We start from the raw sequence: 19349 nt of genomic DNA on the forward strand, positions 1-19349 counted from the left end.
TCACTTTTTATTATTGCTTTTTTGAAAAGCTCTACATACAATTGCTAATGACACTTTTATCATATAATAAACTGACTTCCAGGCCCGTATGGAAGATTTCCCCTCGGCTCTCTCAAACATGTTTACACCGACTTCCGAAATCCTGACTGAATTTTTGGCTAACATCACAAGGGATTCTGGTTCTGGATAATCGACTGGATAATCGTTGGCAAACATTTCTAACACATGCCTATTAGCAGCTCTGTAGCCCGAAGTAACATCCTTGACTTTTATTCCAGCAAAAAGATTTAACAAAAAGGAGAGATACCTTATCCCAACCCTTCTCATAAAGGTAGATTGAAAATTATCATCCAACTTCCTGGGTTTAACAAATCTGGATCCGACAACAAAATCTGCCTTTCCCTCTATAATTGGAGCAATCAGCTTATCCAGAGAATTTATATCATGTTGCCCATCGCCGTCAAATTGTATTGCTATATCATAGTTCGCAATGCAGGCATAAATATATCCTGTCTGCACCGCTCCACCTATGCCAAGATTTTGAAACAAATTAATACACTTAATATTATTATCCCGGCAAATCTCTTCTGTGTTATCAAGAGATCCGTCATTAATCACAATATAATCTAATATATATCCACGATTCCTTTTTTCTGACCTTATAGCCTCTACACTCTGCACCGTCCTTACAATATTACACTCCTCATTATAAGCAGGAATAATCAATAATATTTTCATTATCCTTCGTTCCTTTTCCTAAACACAATATACTTACTTGCAAAATAATTTAAAAGAACTGCCAGGAAAGATAACACCACTTTCCATATATAAACAGTACTGATCCCACACACATCGATTTTTTCGGCATCCAAATATTTGATTGCAAGCAACAGGCCTAACTGTTCGATTCCAAGTGAAAATATGCGGGCAGCAAAAAACTTAATCATTTCTTCTATTATAATTTTCACACAAACCAACTGCTTTTGAAAAACAAACAGGCGATTTGTAATAAATGCAAACAGTGTTGCTGCTATAAATGCATACAAATTTACAAGAAGAGCTTTTTCTGTCCCGGAAATATTGACTCCTATTATAAACACTCCGTAATTCACAACTGTTGTCAACACGCCAAAAACCAGGTACATTATAATTTCCCGATTAAAAATTTTTTTCAGAAAGTACTGTATTCTGCCCATTTTTTCCCACTTTCTTTACTTTATCCTTACTTTGTTTTTCTATCTTTCCGCACTGATAAAAAATCAAAGCAATTATGAGCGACATATATATCGAAGCATTCGGTCTTCTCAGAATTGCCCCTGAAAACTGTGCCAATCCCAACTGCAATACATAGGTAACAGCCAATATAAAATTAAAAAAGAAAAATGATCCCTTAAAATTCTTTATCAATGTTTTAATAATCAGAATTAAGAAATATGCAAGGAAAATCACATACAACCCGAATCCGATATATCCATAATAGTAATAAATCGCCGGATAGTCGTTCTCCAGATCATAATCTTCCATTTCAGTAAACTCTATTCCAAAGAACTTTGTAAGCATATTACTGTCTTCCCATATCAATTTGGCATTAATTCTCTTCTGCAATCTTACATCGGCAAGCGTATATGAGTCCGGCCACCATCCATATTCTTCTAAAACTCTTTCCACTCCAAACTTTTCTACAAGGTCAGGATTAAGTTCATCCTTATAAGTATCGATAAGCATCTGCTTAGCTTCCGGATCCGCGAGGATCTCTTCAAGGGTAATCTCGTGTCCTTGACCGATTTTATTTTTTTTCTGATTTAACTTTTCGTTTTCTTCTTCTCTTTTTCCATTATCATAAGTATCCATCGCATATTTCGGCGTCAAAGGATAGACAACACCCGAAAATATCATAATGACAAGAGCCCCAATGATCATAGCGGGCTGAATCCTCTTTCTCTGCCTCTTTTTCATGAAGAAATCTACTACATAAAAAGCGAAAAAACCGCCAAATATGACAAAGATTGCTAAATATCCTGCAGTTGTACCATTAGACAGCAAAACTATCGGAACCGCAAACATTGCCAAGATGATTCCCACCTTATTTTTCTTCTTTATAGCATAATAAATTACAAATGGAGCCATAGAGATAAGAATGATACTTTGTGAATTCGCATTTGCAAACCATCCCGTATATCCAATTTCATAATCCCTATAAGTATAGTCTCCTGTTTTTGTAATAAACGCCAGAATAATACTTATCACAATCACGATATAATTAATAACAAAACCTTTTACAATCTGCTCTTTATATGTTTCTTTGTCAAAAAGAAAGCAAAACGAAATTGCCAATACTGGCATCTGTATTACTCTAAGCAAATAGGAAACATCGGAAAAAAGATTAGCATATCCATTAATATAACATGAAGCGACATGTAAAAGACAATATAGTCCTATTACTCCCATTAAGATTCCAAAACTTAATTTCCGTTTAAGAAGTAATACTGCCAAAGGTATGGCGAACATTATAAGAAGACGGATATATCCTGCCATACTTCCAAATAAATTGTCATATTGAAAATACGCAATAATATCCAATATAGGCTGAGCAACCACTAAAACAAGCAACCAGTTTTTTTTGATCATTTCTTTCATGCTGCACCTCTACTGTTAAATATTTTTATGATCTTAACAATTGTTTTTGTAATCCAAATATGTTTTTTTATTATTCTCTTGACTAAACCATTATACTTATTAAAATACTTATTTTGACGCCACTTTGGAAAATTGTCTGCAAGATATTTAAAACCGCAAGAAATAAACTCTTCTCCCAATCCCGTTACCTCTTGATAAACTTGCTGCAGATTATATACTGTAATTCTATTTATAATAAAGTATTCTAAATAGTCATACACTTTTTCGTAGCATTCATCCGGCATTTTTCGATATGCATCCTGAACGATATCCAAAATATCAAAAATGTCAAATATATTCTTTTTTACCACTGTCGATTCACTCTTGGCATGGATAACGTAATATACAAGAGGTATATTGGTACATCCAATCTTAGCCCCTTTTGCCAATATTTGATGGACAAATGCAGTATCTTCATACTTCAAATTCAACGGGAATTCTATCTGATTGCTTCTTAAAAAATCCACATCGTATAGCTTATTCCATGGGCTCGTATTAATGTAGAAAAGCAATTCCGATCTTTCATATACAGTAGCCTCTCCTACTGAGGGCATAGCAATCTTTTTCAAATTATTTCCGCGTACTTCAAAATAATCACACACAGCCATGTCCAGACCGTCTTCTTCTATTTTTGATACCAACAGTTCACAATATCTGGGAGCAACACTGTCATCGCTGTCAACAAAAGCAATATACTTTCCTCTGGCAAGTGATATACCACGATTTCTGACAGCACTTATCCCTGAATTTTGCTGGTGAAAAACTCTGATTTTCTCTGGATATTCGATTTGAAACTGATCTAATAGCACTCCGCTTTGATCTTTTGATCCATCATCAATAGCAATAATTTCTATATTTTGAAGTGTCTGATCAATCAAACTTTTAATACATTTTTCCAAATACTTTTCTGTATTATATACCGGTACGATAATACTGACTAATATCATTTATTTTCACCACAAAAAAATTTTTCAATAGCATCAACAATCTTTACACTAGCTGTTCCGTCACCATATGGATTGGAAGCCATGCTCATTTTCTGATATGCCTGTTTATCATTTAAGAGTTCTTCAAGAATCTCATAAATTGCCTCTTCCTCCGTGCCCGCAAGTTTCAAAGTACCCGCTTCAATTCCTTCAGGTCTTTCCGTAGTATCCCGTAAAACTATTACAGGTTTCCCCAAAGACGGAGCTTCTTCCTGTATTCCGCCACTGTCCGTTAAAATCAGATAAGACTTATTCAAAAGATTGTGAAACTCTACAACCTCCAGCGGTTTTACTAATTTTACTCTTTTACAATCCCCAAAAATTTCATTTGCTGTTTCAACTACTATTGGATTTAAGTGAACAGGATAAACCATTTTAATATCGTCATATTTATCTATAATGCGCTTAATCGCCTTAAACATATGCCGCATTGGTTCTCCCAGATTTTCTCTTCTATGAGCAGTTAGTACAAGTAATCTGGATCCTTGTGCCCATTCAGTTATTTCATCTGAGAACTCTTCTCTGACTGTTGTTTTCAAGGCATCTATCGCTGTGTTCCCTGTAACATAAATACTTTCTGGCTTTTTCCCTTCATTCAACAGATTCTGTTTACTTTTTTCTGTCGGAGCGAAGTTCAAATCCGCTACAATCCCTACAAACTGCCTGTTTATTTCTTCCGGATAGGGAGAATATTTATTATATGTTCTTAATCCGGCCTCCACATGCCCTATTGGAATCTGATGATAAAAAGCCGCCAGAGCTCCGGCAAATGTCGTTGTTGTATCACCATGTACAAGAACAAGATCTGGTTTTACCTCTTCAATAACTTTTTCAAGTCCTTTCAGAACACGTGTTGTAATATCAGAGAGAGTCTGTCCCTGCTTCATGATATCCAGATCATAGTCCGGAATGATATTAAATGCATTCAATACCTGATCCAGCATCTGTCTGTGCTGTGCTGTCACACATACTACTGTTTTTATATTCTTTCTCGCCTTCAGTTCCTTGACCAAAGGCGCCATTTTTATGGTCTCTGGTCTTGTCCCAAATATCGTCATTACCTTTATCAATTATTTATACCTCCTAATCCTGAATATAAACTTTATATTACTTTCATAAAATCTTTTTAACCTTTGAGGCTCCAGAACAATTCTATATAACCACTCCAACTTGAGCTTGATAAAGATGCGAGGCGCCCTTTTTTTATGTCCACTGATGACATCAAAAGACCCGCCAACTCCAACAAAGATTCCTTTATCAAATTCATCCAAATGCCTATAGATTAATTTTTCCTGTAATGGTATCCCCAAAGCCACAAGTACAATATCAGGACGTTTCGCTTTAATATCAGAAAAAACAGCATCTTTATCTTCAACATAGCCATTTTGTGAACCGACAATTTTAAGCTTCGGATAGGTCTTCCCAAGAACTTCTTTCATATCATCAACCACATCCTGTCTGGAACCGAACAAATAAATCTTTTTCTCCATTTTGTGACCAAATTCTAACAATTTATATGCTATATCAATTCCTGTAATGCGGTCTGTAATATTATAATCCAGCATCTGAGCTGCTTTCACGATTCCGATCCCATCAGGAACAACAGATACGTTCTGATTCAGCAGAATCTCCTCCATAACCCGATCCTTTTCCCCGATCATAAATGTTTCAGGATTTGCCGTAACGATAAAGCACTTTTTTTCATTTTCCAGAGAGTATTCCATCTCTTCTATAAACTGTTCAAATCCTTTTCTATATAACCTGTCAAAATACTCTTTCATAACACCCTCTTTTCTATCATAAACCAGAAAAAAGTAGAATGACTCAGTTTTTATCCAAGCCCTCTACTATTTCTCTGCTAATTTTCACTTCCTCTATCCCCAATATTACGTGATATTTCTTCATCAAAACCTTCTGTACTCTCTTTTAAAAGCATAATCTTTATAGTCATAAAGATTAACCTGACATCCATCAGTACAGAATAATTTTGGATATACATAAGATCGAGCTTAAGTTTATCGTATGCTGTTGTATTATATTTTCCGTAAATCTGCGCGTACCCTGTCAAACCACCCTTTACCTTCAACCGATAGGAAAATTCAGGGATCTCTTTTGTATATGCTTTCACATGTTCCACTCTCTCAGGTCTTGGACCCACCACACTCATATTTCCCTGCAAAATATCGATCATCTGGGGAAGCTCGTCAATCCTTGTCTTTCTGATAAACCTGCCAACCGGTGTGATTCGAGGATCATTTTCAGTTGCAGGGATCGCTTTTCCCTCTTTTTCTGCATCAACAATCATACTTCTGAACTTATGGATCTTAAAAACCTTCCCGTCTTTTGTACATCTTTCCTGTATAAAAAATACGGGTCCACCATCATAAAGCTTAATAGCAACTGCAACAAGTAGCATGATTGGAGATGTAATTACTAATACCACCAGGGATATAATAATATCCATAATACGTTTTATCAATCTTTGTTCGAAAGAAATACCACTATTTCTCATTAAAAACAAAGGTGTATCAAACAAATCTATCGTCTCGGAACTCCTAATCAAAATATCTGATAACTTTGGTGTAACATAAACCCGAATGGACTCCGAATAACAAAACTTTAATATTTTATTTCTCTCAATAGAATGCACATCATATATCAGGACGGCATCGTACTTACGAATTGTTTCGTGCAGATCCTCTTCTTCAGTTTCCTTGATATTGATATAGCCCTCTATTTTATACCTGTCATTCCTTCTCTTTATCTTATACGCCATCAGACTTGGATTGTATTCCTCATATAACACCAACAATCTTCTTGGTGGAAATATCTTTATAAAGCTTACCGAAATGAAAGCAGTCCATATAAATATAACCACAATCTGTATCGCTGTCATCACTATCAAAGGATAAATTCCCACAAATTTTGCTGACAGGAGTACGATCTCTAAATATGTTAAAATATTAGCACAGATTATTGCTAACACTTGAGATAAAACAATACTGGAATACGTCAGGTAACCAAATTTCAATCCGCCATAGATGTAAAAAAATATTGCTACAAATATTGCATAAACTACAACGATCAACCAATGCCCTTTATAATAGAAAGGAAATACGACCCGCAAATTATAGTACTCTTTCCATACAAACAAAAAAAGTATTGCCATTCCTATTATAAGGAGTAAAGCTGCAAAAGCTCTTAATACTCTTTTAAACTGATCAAGTTCGCCACGATTCATTTTACACCTCTACACATAATAACATTGCAGACTATTATAACAAATTATTACAAATATTACAACTTTTTTTCATCAGGTTAAATGACTTTATTTTATTTACATCGGATCAAAAAACTTCATTTTCCTTGTGTAAAATCCTGTATGGGAAATGATACAGATATTCTTTAAGTTGATTTGCAATCACCGTACATTCTTGTTCATATTTTTGCTCTTTCAAAAACAGCTGCGTATTATAAATCGAACGAGAGGGATCAAATTTTGTTTTTTTTGCATCACCTTTAACTCCTAGTATCTTAAACACCTTACTAACTGTATCTGAATAATTATAAATTAAGTCTTCAAAATGTATCCTATGAATTTGCGGATGCTCTGTTCTTTTTTCTATTTGTCTCAACTTCTTATAAAAACGACAAAATTCATTAACTTCTTTAGGGTATGGAACAGGTTCATTTGCTGAACTCCAATAGTATTTATTCGCAATAAACACGTCCCGCGGATCACGTTCTACTACAAAAACTTCCACAGCATCATCAAAATAATTCGAAAACCTGTGTAAATTAAATGGGAGCAATAGCTGGTCAAGTACGATATTTTTATCACATTTTCCCATTATATCAAAAATAGTATATATATATTTTTTTGACACATTATAAAACGTTTTCGGATCAACATACGAAATCCACATGGGTGCATACGTCAAAGGTTTTTTGATAAATTTATCACCATTTGGCAAATGCCTTAAAATCTTATTAAAAAACAATCGCGGCACCATTCTCGGAATAGTGTTTTCTTGATAATACCAATAATATTCTGGAGAAAACTCCGTAAGTTCCCTGACATATGTTTCTGTCGCATCCCAAAATCCCGAACCTATATATTCATTATAATGCCCAACCCACCAATATTTTTTATCATACAATTGCCGCATAGTTTTATAAAAACTATGCAGCGCTTCATCACTTCTGACAGCGTTATTTCCCCTGAGCAGTTTGTCTTCCAAATCAAAAACGCCATTAGGGCAATGTAAAAATACAAATTCGAAAGTACTTCTGCTTACATCGAAGTCTTCCAGTCCATCTAAAAGATCCGTGATAGCCGAGGACCCAGATCCCATATAACCAGTCGGTACTATAACTTTTCTTGTTTCCATTGTAATCTCGCTTCCTCTTATCTCATTACATTCTTTCCAGCATTGTCGCTATCGTGAACCCGTAATTCTTTGCCGTTGCCCATCCACATCCTTCTGGATTTTCCTTTATTCCAAGCCATTCAACATATGGTGAAGACCCTCTTGCAACATAAGAAAACCGTGGATCTACACATGCATTTTTAAGAGACTCAGAATTCGCATATGCTTTCAGATGCTGAATATGCGCTCTAATCCCGGTGCGAACGTCCGCAAAGCTTGCTCCACTTTCTCCACCGCCCACAGCACCTATCCCGGCAAAATTGAATTGTTCAATCTGCACATCTCCGCCATATTGCAGATATCCTGTTTCAAGCATAGACTGAGCAAAAGCGACATCCGATCTTATACCCTCAGCTTCTGCCTCTTCAATGTACATCTGCACAAACGATTCCAGCGTAGGGGCGCCGCCCTTGCCTAGAGCTACCGAGGGATAATCAAAACCGCTCTTTTCATAAAAAGAAATCATTTCTTCTTTTGTCTTATTGCCCGCTCCAGTTATAGCAGTCACTCCACTTTTTATCCAGTGACCGTACTCATCAAAATATACCCATGTTCCGCTGATCATCTGCCATCCTGTCAGCATCCGACCCGCTTCATGGAAATAGTACCAGACACCACCTATTGACTGCCATCCTGTCTGCATCTCACCATTTTCGGAAAACCAATACCAGTATCCCCCGATTGATGCCCAGCCTGTAGCCCTACTCCCATCAGTTTTTATATAGTAATATGTATTCCCTATCAGATGCCAGCCTTGCGATGCTTCTATCAAAGCACCATCAGATCCAAACACATACGTTTGTCCATCTATTGTGACAACTCCTGTCACCATACGTCCTGCCTCCAGAAAATAGTACATATTCCCATCTATCTCCTGCCAACCCGTCAGCATTCTCCCTGCTTCATGGAAATAATATCGATATGTGCCTATTTGCTGCCAGCCGATCAGCATTTTTCCATCCTCTGCAAACCAGTACCAGTAAGCCCCTATCTGCTTCCAGCCTACTGCCTTGCTTCCATCTTCATTTATCCAATAATATATACCGTCTTCCAGAAGCCACCCCGGTACAATTTCTTTTATTAACGCTCCATTCTGGGCAAACTCGTACATTTCCCCTTCAATGATTATCGTGCCTGTCGCCATACGTCCTGCTTCCAGAAAATAGTATGTATTTCCCTCTATCTCCTGCCAACCCGTCAGCATTCTCCCTGCTTCATGAAAATAATATCGATATGTGCCTATTTGCTTCCAGCCTGTCAGCATTTTCCCATCCTCTGCAAACCAGTACCAGTAAGCTCCTATCTGTTTCCAGCCTACTGCCTTGCTTCCATCTTCATTTATCCAATAATATGTGCCACCTTCCAACAACCATCCCGGTATGAGCTCTTTTTCTAATACACCATCTTTATTAAATTCATATATCTTTCCATCAATTGTTACAGTACCCGTCACCATGCGACCGGCTCCAAGAAAATAATATGTATTTCCTCCTATCTCCTGCCAGCCCGTCAGCATCCGACCGGCTTCATGGAAATAATACCAATATTCCCCTATCTTCTGCCATCCGGTCAGCATTTTCCCATCTTCCGCAAACCAGTACCAATATCCACCTATCTGTTGCCAGCCTACAGACGCTCTGCCTGAATTCAAAAAATAATACCATTCATCATTTAGGAAACGCCAGCCAATCGCCATTTTCCCGTCATTGTCAAAATAATAACGCTGGCCCCCTATTGTTTTCCAGCAATCTGATAAGCGATATCCATCCTCATCCATCCAGTACCATGACCCTAAAACATAAAGCCACTGATTCTTAGGAGAAGGCGTACCGTCAGCCCAAACCCACTTCCATTTGCCGTTCTCCTCCATCCACTGTCCTTTTAACAGCCCCAGATACTTAGCAATTCCTGTTGCATCCGCAACTCCAAGTTCCTTCAATCCTTCTTCTGTCGTCAGAAAACGGTTAACATCTCCACTGTTAGAAATAAAAGCGTGTTCTACAATAATTCCTGGTATATTATTTTCCTTGTTATAAATCATAACCGAAAAATAATCTGATAAACTACCATCCGGATAGTACTCATTAACAGTGGTATCTTTACTGTAAATTCCTCGGTTACTGAGTCCCAAGGCTGTAAGTTCTTCAAGAATCTTTTCTGCAAGTGCATACCCCTGCGCCCCCACTTCATATTTCCAATTATAATTAGGCACAATAACCTCGGCTCCATTTGCCGCCGATGATACAGATGAATTTAAATGAAAGCTCACAAATATTTCCGCCCCTGCTGCGGCAGCTGCCTGAGCTCTCTGCTTGATACACTCACCTGCATTAGTGCAATTATATGGACAGCTAAGCCCAGTCCTGGTCATATATACACTGACTCCTGCATACTGTTCCAGTTCAGCCTTACAATACTGAGCTATTTTTAATGTCAACACTTCTTCACGAAGACCATATCCCTGTGCTCCGGCATCATTAGCATCATGCCCCGGATCAAGCGCAACAACAATATTACCCGTACGAGCTGACTGCGCTCTTTCTCCGGTCCCGGCACTAAACGTACTAATATTCGCAGAGCCATTTTCCGTGCTGACAGCATTCAGTGCATCCGAAATACTGTTCTGCGCCTCCGGCACTCCATTTTCATCAATGCTCACAACTGAAGTTTCAACCTGTGATAACTCATTTTGCGCTGGTGTTCCGCCAATTGGTTTTAACTCATCAAATCCATCATATTCTTGATTGACGCCAAATTCAGCCTCCACATCTATATCGTCAAGTATTATTATTTTTTCTTCATTCTGGTTGCTCAGGCTCAGACTTACAGCTTTATACAATCCTGAAAAAGCTTCTCCTGTATAATCCTTTTCAAAAAGATACAACCCTCCTACCTGCTTAGACAAATCCCATTCTTCCTGGTTGCCAGATTCATCAGCAACTAAAAGAGTTACCATATCTGCTCCTGTAATCTCCCTGTCAAAAGAGAAAACAATACGCTGCGTATCTGGTGTTTTTAAAAAAGGATTTTCAATATATACATAATTAACATCTCCAAGACATATGCTCTCCGTTTCCTGTGGCAGACTATCTGTATTTATCTGCGGTGGCTCATTCTCTTCACCCGCAGGCTGTACCTGACTGTTTTCATCCCCTGAACTTTCTGAATCAGCTATTTCAGACATTGATTCCTCTGTCATGGATTCGCCTTCCTCTAAATCTGTATCCAGTTCTCCTTCGTCAACATTCAGCGTCGAATTCCCAATCTGTAGTTCACCCTGCTGTACTCCTGTCATGGATTTCCCATTTTCATCTGTCTCCATTCCATATACTGTCTGCATTGGAATACTACTCACGAACATTGCAGATAACATTATTACAGCTATTACCCTTATCAATTTGTTTGTCATGATTTTCTGCTCCTTTTTATATCATTTGCTTCATATTGAATTAAAAAGACATAACACCACTATATCCCTCATAAGTTGCCCCATGTGACGTTTGCAGTGGATTTCCTTCTTCTGTAAGCTTAATTCCGTCACAATCATATGCTTCCAGATAGGTATTGATAATACATCCAATAATCTGTATTTCACCTGTTGTGCCCATACTCCTTATCCGCTCTCCTGTTGCCGAATCAAAATCCAAATCTATTTTTTTCTCAGCTTCATTCAGCGTCATGCTTAAAAGATGACAGTCGGGTGTGAGTATTGCATTCTCCTGCAGTGCAGCCCAAATATCATTTTCATTTTTAATCTCCACATTTTTTCCAGTCACTTGGCCACTCTGCTCATCCACATAGTAAACGCGGACGTTTCTGGTCTGCTGGGAGTCTCCCGAAGAAGTTTCCATATCTTTCTCTGTATCCTGAACGTTTTGTACTTCCTCTGTCTTATCAGGATCTTCCTTCTGCTCATTCTTCTCCTCCTGTTCCACCTGCTTTTCCTGCTTTGCAGGCTTTTCTCCCTCTCCACAACCATACAGCATTAACACTGTTAAGCCTAAAACCACTAAAAATGCGGAAAATTTCAACCTCTTGTTCATAATCTCGCCCTCCTGAACCTTTTTGTTTCGGTTATCTCATAGCTACATGATAACAATATATTGCTTTTATTTCAACGGATAACCTTACCAGTTCCTCCGATTTTCTAAATACCATCTTGCTAATTTGTTCATTCCATTCCATCTTCTAAGCACCAGGAATGAGCATTTCCGCATTTGTCAGCCATCAACTTACAAAACTCTATAAAATTCTACCAACAGAATGCAAATATAATCCTGTATCCCATGCGTCATATGCAAACACATTGTCTATTCTTGTATTATATTTCTCATTTAAAGCATGTATCATTTCACCATTACCTAAATATATTCCCACATGGGATATACTGCCGTCAGAAAAGAAGACCAGATCACCTTCCTGCCAAGCTGACATATCTGATACATCAACTCGGCTTGCAACAGAATATTGCTCGCCTGTGGTTCTTGGAATTTCATATCCAAAAATATTTCCATAAATCCATTGTACAAATCCTGCACAATCCCAACCTGCCGGAGATGCCCCTCCCCAAAGATACGGATATCCTTCATACTTCCTTATCTCTTCAATAGCCTGATTGATCATCTTACCATCGCTTCCAATCTTATAACCATCAATCTCGGTATTTACAGCCATATGTCCCCATATTCCGCCATAGGGATCATTTTGTTTATAAAAATAATACCAATCATTTCCTATCAGCTGCCATCCTGTAACCATTCGTCCATATTCTGACAGATAATACCAGCCCCCAGATAACCAGAGCCATCCTTTTTCCATTGCTCCACTGGCATGGAAATAATAATACTCATTATCTATTAAAAACCATTGGGAATAAATCATTTTCCCTGAATTATCAGGGTCAAGATAGTACCATGTCCCATTTATTTGTAGCCAGCCGGTCTGAACCTGGTTATTAATATAATAGTAATAATCCCCATGATCATATACCCAGCCTGTTCTCAATGCACCGCTCTCTGTAAAAACATATTCTACCCCATCAATAACTTTAGTACAGTTGGCAAGCATTAGGAACGGATATTCTGAGCCCTCTTCTTCAAAATAGTAGCGGAATATTCCTATATCCTGCCATCCCGAAACAAGTCTTCCATATTCATCTGCCCAGTACCAGCCTTCTGGCTGTTTTATCCAACCAGTCAACATATTTCCCGATTCGCCAAAGTAATACATTTTACCGTCTATCATCTTTTCACAATTTGCTGCCATCAATCCGAAAGTAGCTGTACTATTATCAAAGTAATATGTAAAAATACCTATTTGTCTCCAGCCAGTCTGAAGCCTTCCATATTCATCTGCCCAGTACCACCCCTCTGGGAGATTGATCCAGCCTGTCAGCATATTTCCTGATTCACCGAAATAATAAATTCCACCAGCAATATCCTTTTTTTCACCGCTGATCATTAACCCATTCTCATCAAAATAGTACCAAAACTGACCAATCAATTTCCAACCGACACATTTACTCCCATCCGAATCATAATAGTACCAGCCTTCATCAGCTAAATACCACCCTGTATATATTGCTTCCGACTCTTGGTTGCCAGCGGTGCTCTCTACTATTTCGCTAACAGCTCTATTCTCTACAATACAAATATCCTGGTGTTTATATACATTGTCATTTTCAGTCTGAACCGATATATTCACGACTGCACCGTACTCATCAAAGCACCACTGTTCTCCATCAATGGTAAAACTTCCAGACTCATAGCGTTCTCCCGTTTCCGGAGAAAAATAGAAGAACTGCCCTTCTACATCCTGCCAGCCTGTTTGAACTATTCCCCCTGTGTCGAAATAATATGTCTTTCCATCGATATTCTGCAAACCCACAAGCTGATTTCCAAATTCATCTAAATAGCACTTATTATTCTTATCTATTTCTCCATTCCAACCTTTAACAAATTCTATTTCCTCGTCTGCTTTCTCCCCTCCCGCATTATTTCCCTGGAGCAGTTCAGCACTGATTTCAACTTTATCGTACTTCAAACTATCAGAAGCAGCAAATACAGGTCCACCCGCCTCGCATACCAATATTGCAGTCAAACACACTCCTATTTTTAAATATTTTTTTACCATCTTTCTCATTCCTCTCTATCCAGTAAAATATATCCTTATTGTATATATCCTGTCGCACTCGAAATGTAATATTGCACTCCACTCACATCTGTCAGATATACCTCAACATAATATTCGTCTCCTACAGACGCTAACCCTGAAAGAAACACTTCAGCTATATATGTGCCATCTTCCTGTTCAATTGCCTGAACCCATTGCAAATCACTTTGATCTTCCGCTGTCCACACAGCTGCTGTGATCATCATAATACCATTGTCAATATTCTCAAAATCACTGACTATTATTCTTATTTCCTCATTAAAAGGACCATACGATTCTGTTACAACATTTGCGACAGGCGCTCGCCCTTCTCTGATTTTTAAACTGGGACTATCTTCATCTATAGTTGATGTAAACTCATCCATTAGTTCAGAGCGTTTCTTTAACTCACTGTTTATTTGATCTACACCATACAATTCCACAAGAGTTTTTTCGTCCGAAAACAAATTTGTTCCCAATCCCAAACGGTTTCCCACTATCTCTACTCCGATACTGGCAAGGGTTGTCGGGAAATTATCAAACGTAGAATACTCCCTTCTTCCCTCGGGATTCTCGGGCTGTACAGCTGAATTAATGTATGTCGTATAAACCTTACGTTCGTAACTGTCATCTACCTGTTCACAAAAGTCACTGTCCATGGTAAGATGGTCTCCCGATATCACAATCGTTGTATTTTCATAAAACTCCTGCTGCTGGATCCATTCAACGAACTCACTAACTTGCCGACTTGAACAAGAAAGCACATTTGCATATATATTGTCACCATATTCTGAACCGCATAACTCACAAGTATATCCATCTTCAAAATGAGTATCAGCTGTTAAAAGAGTAAGATTGAACGGTTCTGACTGAGAACTCAATTCAATTAGTTCTTCTTTAGCATATTCAAAAAGTTTATTATCTTCAAACCCCCACCATACCCAATAATCCTCGGGATATTTTCCAAGTTCTTGATAATAATAATAATCTTTAATAGAATAGTCCCCATGTTCGCTAAAATACAGACTACGCCCACCAAAATTCCCGGCTGATCCTATCATAAGTGTTTGATTATAACCTTGCTTTTCTAACACATCACCTAATGTAGTTATTCCGGGCAAAAAGCTTTCCTGTGTATCCATAGAGTTTCCATCTATTGGCAAAGAAAGTGGAAGACCCGCTGTCTGGGCAAACATTGCCGCCGCCGTCCATGTTGTAGAATAAAGGCTACTCCCACCATTAAGACTTTGACTATTACCGGAAAAATCTTCATTCAAAACAGCCAGTTCAGCTAATTCCGGTATATAATTATCATCAAATGCACCGCCATTTTCTTCATCCGCATAAGTAACTTCCATAGATTCTAAAAAAATATAAATCAAATTTCTTTTTTCAGTTGGAAAAACCAACTCTATTTCAGAAGGATCAACATAATTTGTATCTATAAAAGTTGAATATGTATTATTTCCTTCCACATAATCCCTAACATCCAATCGGTTCCACACCAAATAGCATTCTCCGACAAGGGCCACCACAGAAACCAGTATTGAAATAGCAATAATTCCACGATATATTTTCTTTTTTTTTCTTAAAATAGTTACAGTAACCATTGCCACAACAAAAACAATTACAACGACCGGCATAGAAAAAAGCAAGTAATCTCCGACCATTCCTCTGCTTGTCCCTTCAAATGATGCTTGCAATTGATATACAAGCTCTTCCATTGACAGATTTGGCCATGTATCGAACATCCATAAGATACTCATACACACTAAAGCAGAAAAGATAAGAAAAAAGACAAAAAGAACATTTGCTATGCAAAACAGAATCCGTTTCAATAAATGTATTAATTTTCCATTACTCATGAATTACCTCTTGTTTACAATTTCATTGCATAAATTTAATAATACCAGTTTTATAAGCCTAAATCAAGATTTTCAATTCTTGAGCAGTTTTGAACGCTAAAAAAATTTTTACCTGCCACATGTCAGTGAATCTCTCAGAAAAAAATAAGTTATCCACACTTTTTATTTTTCTCTTGATTTTATCCACTTCCAAAAGTCTGTTGGCCGAATCTATCTGTTTTGGGTCTGTTTTGTGGATAATTCAGTTCTTTTTCCTCTTGGCAGGCATCACTTCCTTTGCTATACTTATCTCAGTTGTATGGCTGTGTATAATCATCAACTGAGAATATATCTTCTTTTGTTAGTTGCCATCCAAAGCTGACTATCAAATCAGAGATCTGTACCATCAGATAATGGTTCTTCTTCACCCGGTCATTCCAACTGCATATATGGGCAATACTTCCCTGCCAGTTTTTCTGACGATTGAATCCTTCATTCTCTATTTCCCATCTATTTCTCTCTATTTCCACCATCTTTTCCGCATTCCCTTTGGTAATCCTTATGCTGGTAAGTCACTGGAATTTCGTGCTCTCCGCATCCGTATCTTCCTGATATCTTAATACATGCTCGGAATACTCCCCTTTTTATAACGGATCAGGAACTCCCACTTATATTCCCGGCACAGATCCACGACCAGTTTCGATGCATACAGGCTATCCACTAGCAACAGGATCGGCAGACTGTTTATGATACACTAAATTTACCGAAAAAAAGCGTCAGAATTCCCTGAAAAAAGCAAGGGAAATTCCCTAAATAAAGCGGGACATATTGATTCCCCTTTACATTATATTTATCCTTTATCTAAGCACCACCAAAGATAAAGGAGGAAAGGAAGATGCTCACTATGTCCCAAATCAATCATATCAAAGACTTGAGCAATTGTGGATACCGGATCAGTGAAATCTCTAAAAAAACAGGTGCTGATCCCAAAACGATACGCAAGTATCTTGCGCAGGATGATTTCTCACCGCAGCCACCCGTTATCCAGGAGAAGCCATCCAAACTGGATCCCTTCAAGCCCATCATCCAGGAGTGGCTGGACGAAGACAAGAAACATTGGCGAAAGCAGCACCATACCGCTCAGAGAGTCTATGAGCGTCTCGTGGAGGAACATGGCTATACCGGGAGTTACAGCATTGTCCAACGCTACATGAAGAAATGCCGTTCCATCCAAACGGAGAAAGCAAACCTGGAACTGATCTGGGATCCCGGACCTGCACAAGTTGATTTTGGGGAAGCTGACTTTTATGAGGCCGGGAAGCTCTGCCGCAAGAAATATCTGACCGTGTCGTTCCCTTACAGCAATGATGGATACAGCCAGGTATTCGGCGGAGAAACTGCGGAGTGTGTCTGCCAGGGCCTGCAGGATATCTTTGAATTTATCGGCGGCGTACCGCCGTTACTGATCTTTGACAATGCAACCGGTGTCGGGCGGCGGATTGGCGATGCGATCCATGAATCAGAACTTTTCTCCCGTTTCCGAGCCCATTATCACTTCCGGGTGCGCTTCTGCAACCCCTATTCCGGCTGGGAAAAAGGGAATGTGGAGCGCAAGGTTGATTATAACCGTGCGAACCTGTTTGTTCCGGTCCCGCATTTCAATGAGATAGAGAAGTACAACCGGAAGCTGCTTGCCCGCCATGAAAAGAAAGCTTCCGAACTCCATTATAAGAAACAGATCCCTATCCGGGAATTGTTTGAAGAAGACAGGAAAGCCCTCCTGATGCTGCCGCCAAAACGGTTCGATGTCTGCCGATATGAATGGCTGAAAGCGGATGGTTTCGGCAAAGTCTGTATGGATGGAAAGCATTTCTATTCTACCAGGCCGGAAAACGCAAACAAACAGGTGCTGGTGGGAATTCGTGCCCATACCGTTGACATTCTTACAGAAGGCGGACAGGTCGTCACGACTCACCGGCGCGCTTACGGAGATAACCGCACGGATATCAGCGATTACAGTACCACGCTGGCTGTCCTGATGAAAAACTCCGGAGCATGGGGAAACAGCGGGCTGCGCCGCGAAACACCGGATGCTTTAAGGGCTTACATGGATGCCCAGCCGAAAGAGAAACTGAAGGACTGCCTCCGGATCATGAATGAGCTGACCAGCCAGTACGGCTTTCAAGCAGCGGCCAGCGCTATGGAGATGGCCTGTACAAGAGGCAGTATTAACATCTGTGATGCTTCCGTGCTTGCCGCAAGGATTACCGGATATGGCATTTATACACCGCCGGAGGCAGGCCCATCCCTTGCAGTATATGATGATATGTTTCTGAAGGAAGGAGACACTGTTTCATGATGACACCGAAGATGAAAGAGGATTTCTGTACACAGATCCTTGGAGCAAGCCGGCAGCTCTTCCTTTCGGGCAGGATTTCAGAGATCTGCCGGGAAAAAGGGACGCAGAAGCAGCTGGAGTTTATTCTGGAACTGCTGCAGGCGGAATTGACTCTCCGGGATGAAAACCGACGAAAACGTCTGATTAAACGGGCCGGGTTCCCAACCTATAAGACCTTTGAGGGGTACAGCTATCACTGCGTAAAATTTCCCCCTGCATTCAGCAGGGAGGAACTGGAAACCCTTGAGTTTGTCCCGGGGAAAAAGAATCTTGTGCTTTACGGTCCAGTGGGCATCGGTAAAACCCATATGGCAATCGCAGCCGGCGTAAAGGCCTGCAATCTCGGTTACAAGACGAAGTTTTATACCGTAACAGAACTTGTGCTGAGGCTTGCGGAATCGCGGAAAAACGGGACGCTGGAGCGCCTTCTGCGGGATCTCCGCAGCCTTGACCTGCTCATACTGGATGAATGGGGATATGTACCAGTCGATAAGGACGGATCCCAGCTGCTGTTCCGTGTTATATCTGACAGCTATGAGAGCAAGAGCCTGATCCTGACAACCAATCTGGAATTCTCAAAATGGGGAGGGATCTTTACGGATGACCAGATGGCCGCTGCAATGATCGACCGGCTTGTCCATCACGGACATTTATTGATCTTCGAGGGGAAAAGCTACCGAATGGAGCACGCCCTCATGCGCAGGGATGCATAATGCCCGCTGAAGGCAGGGAAAATCCCTTGCTGAAAAAAGGGAATTCCGACGCTTTTTTCAGGGAAAAGTACTTGACAAAAAACAGGCAGACGTGGAAACCGCTTTTTGATACGCTCTGCCAGCCGTTTAAAAGCTTTTGTCTCGCAATCCTG

At 39.4% G+C, this 19349-nt stretch carries 15 protein-coding genes; 2 read left to right on the forward strand and 13 right to left on the reverse strand.

Annotation, left to right across the window (positions count from 1 at the left end):
* The 13 genes from B5G27_RS02560 to B5G27_RS02620 form a co-directional block, all read right to left on the reverse strand.
* Window positions 1-738 carry a glycosyltransferase family 2 protein gene (locus tag B5G27_RS02560; protein WP_087177406.1) on the reverse strand — a complete coding sequence of 246 codons (738 nt, stop codon included), beginning with the start codon at window positions 736-738 and terminating at the stop codon, window positions 1-3.
* Window positions 738-1196 (reverse strand): GtrA family protein, encoded by a 459-nt coding sequence (locus tag B5G27_RS02565; protein WP_087177407.1) that lies wholly within the window; start codon window positions 1194-1196, stop codon window positions 738-740. Before B5G27_RS02565 ends, B5G27_RS02560 begins: the two co-directional genes overlap by 1 nt.
* Complete coding sequence (locus B5G27_RS02570; protein WP_087177408.1) at window positions 1159-2637, reverse strand: O-antigen ligase family protein; 1479 nt, start codon at window positions 2635-2637, stop codon at window positions 1159-1161. The genes B5G27_RS02565 and B5G27_RS02570 overlap by 38 nt, the downstream gene beginning before the upstream one ends.
* A complete protein-coding gene (locus tag B5G27_RS02575) occupies window positions 2634-3623 on the reverse strand; it encodes a glycosyltransferase family 2 protein (protein WP_087177409.1) in 990 nt (329 codons plus the stop codon). Before B5G27_RS02575 ends, B5G27_RS02570 begins: the two co-directional genes overlap by 4 nt.
* Complete coding sequence (gene wecB / locus B5G27_RS02580; RefSeq protein WP_087177410.1) at window positions 3620-4732, reverse strand: non-hydrolyzing UDP-N-acetylglucosamine 2-epimerase; 1113 nt, start codon at window positions 4730-4732, stop codon at window positions 3620-3622. Before wecB ends, B5G27_RS02575 begins: the two co-directional genes overlap by 4 nt.
* A complete protein-coding gene (locus tag B5G27_RS02585) occupies window positions 4733-5443 on the reverse strand; it encodes a WecB/TagA/CpsF family glycosyltransferase (protein WP_087177411.1) in 711 nt (236 codons plus the stop codon).
* 77 nt (window positions 5444-5520) lie between these two features.
* Window positions 5521-6903 (reverse strand): sugar transferase, encoded by a 1383-nt coding sequence (locus tag B5G27_RS02590; RefSeq protein ID WP_087177412.1) that lies wholly within the window; start codon window positions 6901-6903, stop codon window positions 5521-5523.
* Between the two features lie 106 nt (window positions 6904-7009).
* Window positions 7010-8053 (reverse strand): sulfotransferase, encoded by a 1044-nt coding sequence (locus B5G27_RS02595; protein WP_087177413.1) that lies wholly within the window; start codon window positions 8051-8053, stop codon window positions 7010-7012.
* 25 nt (window positions 8054-8078) lie between these two features.
* Complete coding sequence (locus tag B5G27_RS02600; protein ID WP_087177414.1) at window positions 8079-11501, reverse strand: N-acetylmuramoyl-L-alanine amidase; 3423 nt, start codon at window positions 11499-11501, stop codon at window positions 8079-8081.
* A 40-nt stretch (window positions 11502-11541) separates the two neighbouring features.
* The gene (locus tag B5G27_RS02605) at window positions 11542-12135 is read right to left on the reverse strand and encodes a GerMN domain-containing protein (protein ID WP_087177415.1); all 594 of its coding nucleotides are present in this window, start codon (window positions 12133-12135) and stop codon (window positions 11542-11544) included.
* A 199-nt stretch (window positions 12136-12334) separates the two neighbouring features.
* The gene (locus tag B5G27_RS02610; protein ID WP_087177416.1) at window positions 12335-14233 is read right to left on the reverse strand and encodes an NlpC/P60 family protein; all 1899 of its coding nucleotides are present in this window, start codon (window positions 14231-14233) and stop codon (window positions 12335-12337) included.
* 26 nt (window positions 14234-14259) lie between these two features.
* Complete coding sequence (locus B5G27_RS02615; RefSeq protein ID WP_087177417.1) at window positions 14260-16107, reverse strand: sulfatase-like hydrolase/transferase; 1848 nt, start codon at window positions 16105-16107, stop codon at window positions 14260-14262.
* Window positions 16108-16397: 290 nt separating this feature from the next.
* The gene (locus B5G27_RS02620; protein WP_087177418.1) at window positions 16398-16619 is read right to left on the reverse strand and encodes a hypothetical protein; all 222 of its coding nucleotides are present in this window, start codon (window positions 16617-16619) and stop codon (window positions 16398-16400) included.
* Between the two features lie 371 nt (window positions 16620-16990).
* Between B5G27_RS02620 and istA the strand changes: the two genes are divergently transcribed.
* Both istA and istB read left to right on the forward strand, forming a co-directional pair.
* Window positions 16991-18445, forward strand: coding sequence for an IS21 family transposase (gene istA, locus B5G27_RS02625; protein WP_206608963.1), 1455 nt, complete (start codon window positions 16991-16993; stop codon window positions 18443-18445).
* Window positions 18442-19197, forward strand: coding sequence for an IS21-like element helper ATPase IstB (gene istB / locus B5G27_RS02630; RefSeq protein ID WP_242958187.1), 756 nt, complete (start codon window positions 18442-18444; stop codon window positions 19195-19197). The genes istA and istB overlap by 4 nt, the downstream gene beginning before the upstream one ends.
* The last annotated feature ends 152 nt before the right edge of the window (window positions 19198-19349 follow it).

Origin of the sequence: Lachnoclostridium sp. An76 (assembly GCF_002161355.1) — a bacterium.
In the GTDB taxonomy this organism is placed as follows: domain Bacteria; phylum Bacillota; class Clostridia; order Lachnospirales; family Lachnospiraceae; genus Mediterraneibacter; species Mediterraneibacter caccavium.

Coding starts and splice junctions, on each gene's coding strand:
- B5G27_RS02560 (WP_087177406.1), bottom strand. CDS start 738: ATGAAAATATTATTGATTATTCCTGCTTATAATGAGGAGTGTAATATT.
- B5G27_RS02565 (WP_087177407.1), bottom strand. CDS start 1,196: ATGGGCAGAATACAGTACTTTCTGAAAAAAATTTTTAATCGGGAAATT.
- B5G27_RS02570 (WP_087177408.1), bottom strand. CDS start 2,637: ATGAAAGAAATGATCAAAAAAAACTGGTTGCTTGTTTTAGTGGTTGCT.
- B5G27_RS02575 (WP_087177409.1), bottom strand. CDS start 3,623: ATGATATTAGTCAGTATTATCGTACCGGTATATAATACAGAAAAGTAT.
- B5G27_RS02585 (WP_087177411.1), bottom strand. CDS start 5,443: ATGAAAGAGTATTTTGACAGGTTATATAGAAAAGGATTTGAACAGTTT.
- B5G27_RS02590 (WP_087177412.1), bottom strand. CDS start 6,903: ATGAATCGTGGCGAACTTGATCAGTTTAAAAGAGTATTAAGAGCTTTT.
- B5G27_RS02595 (WP_087177413.1), bottom strand. CDS start 8,053: ATGGAAACAAGAAAAGTTATAGTACCGACTGGTTATATGGGATCTGGG.
- B5G27_RS02600 (WP_087177414.1), bottom strand. CDS start 11,501: ATGACAAACAAATTGATAAGGGTAATAGCTGTAATAATGTTATCTGCA.
- B5G27_RS02605 (WP_087177415.1), bottom strand. CDS start 12,135: ATGAACAAGAGGTTGAAATTTTCCGCATTTTTAGTGGTTTTAGGCTTA.
- B5G27_RS02610 (WP_087177416.1), bottom strand. CDS start 14,233: ATGAGAAAGATGGTAAAAAAATATTTAAAAATAGGAGTGTGTTTGACT.
- B5G27_RS02615 (WP_087177417.1), bottom strand. CDS start 16,107: ATGAGTAATGGAAAATTAATACATTTATTGAAACGGATTCTGTTTTGC.
- B5G27_RS02620 (WP_087177418.1), bottom strand. CDS start 16,619: ATGGTGGAAATAGAGAGAAATAGATGGGAAATAGAGAATGAAGGATTC.
- istA (WP_206608963.1), top strand. CDS start 16,991: ATGTCCCAAATCAATCATATCAAAGACTTGAGCAATTGTGGATACCGG.
- istB (WP_242958187.1), top strand. CDS start 18,442: ATGATGACACCGAAGATGAAAGAGGATTTCTGTACACAGATCCTTGGA.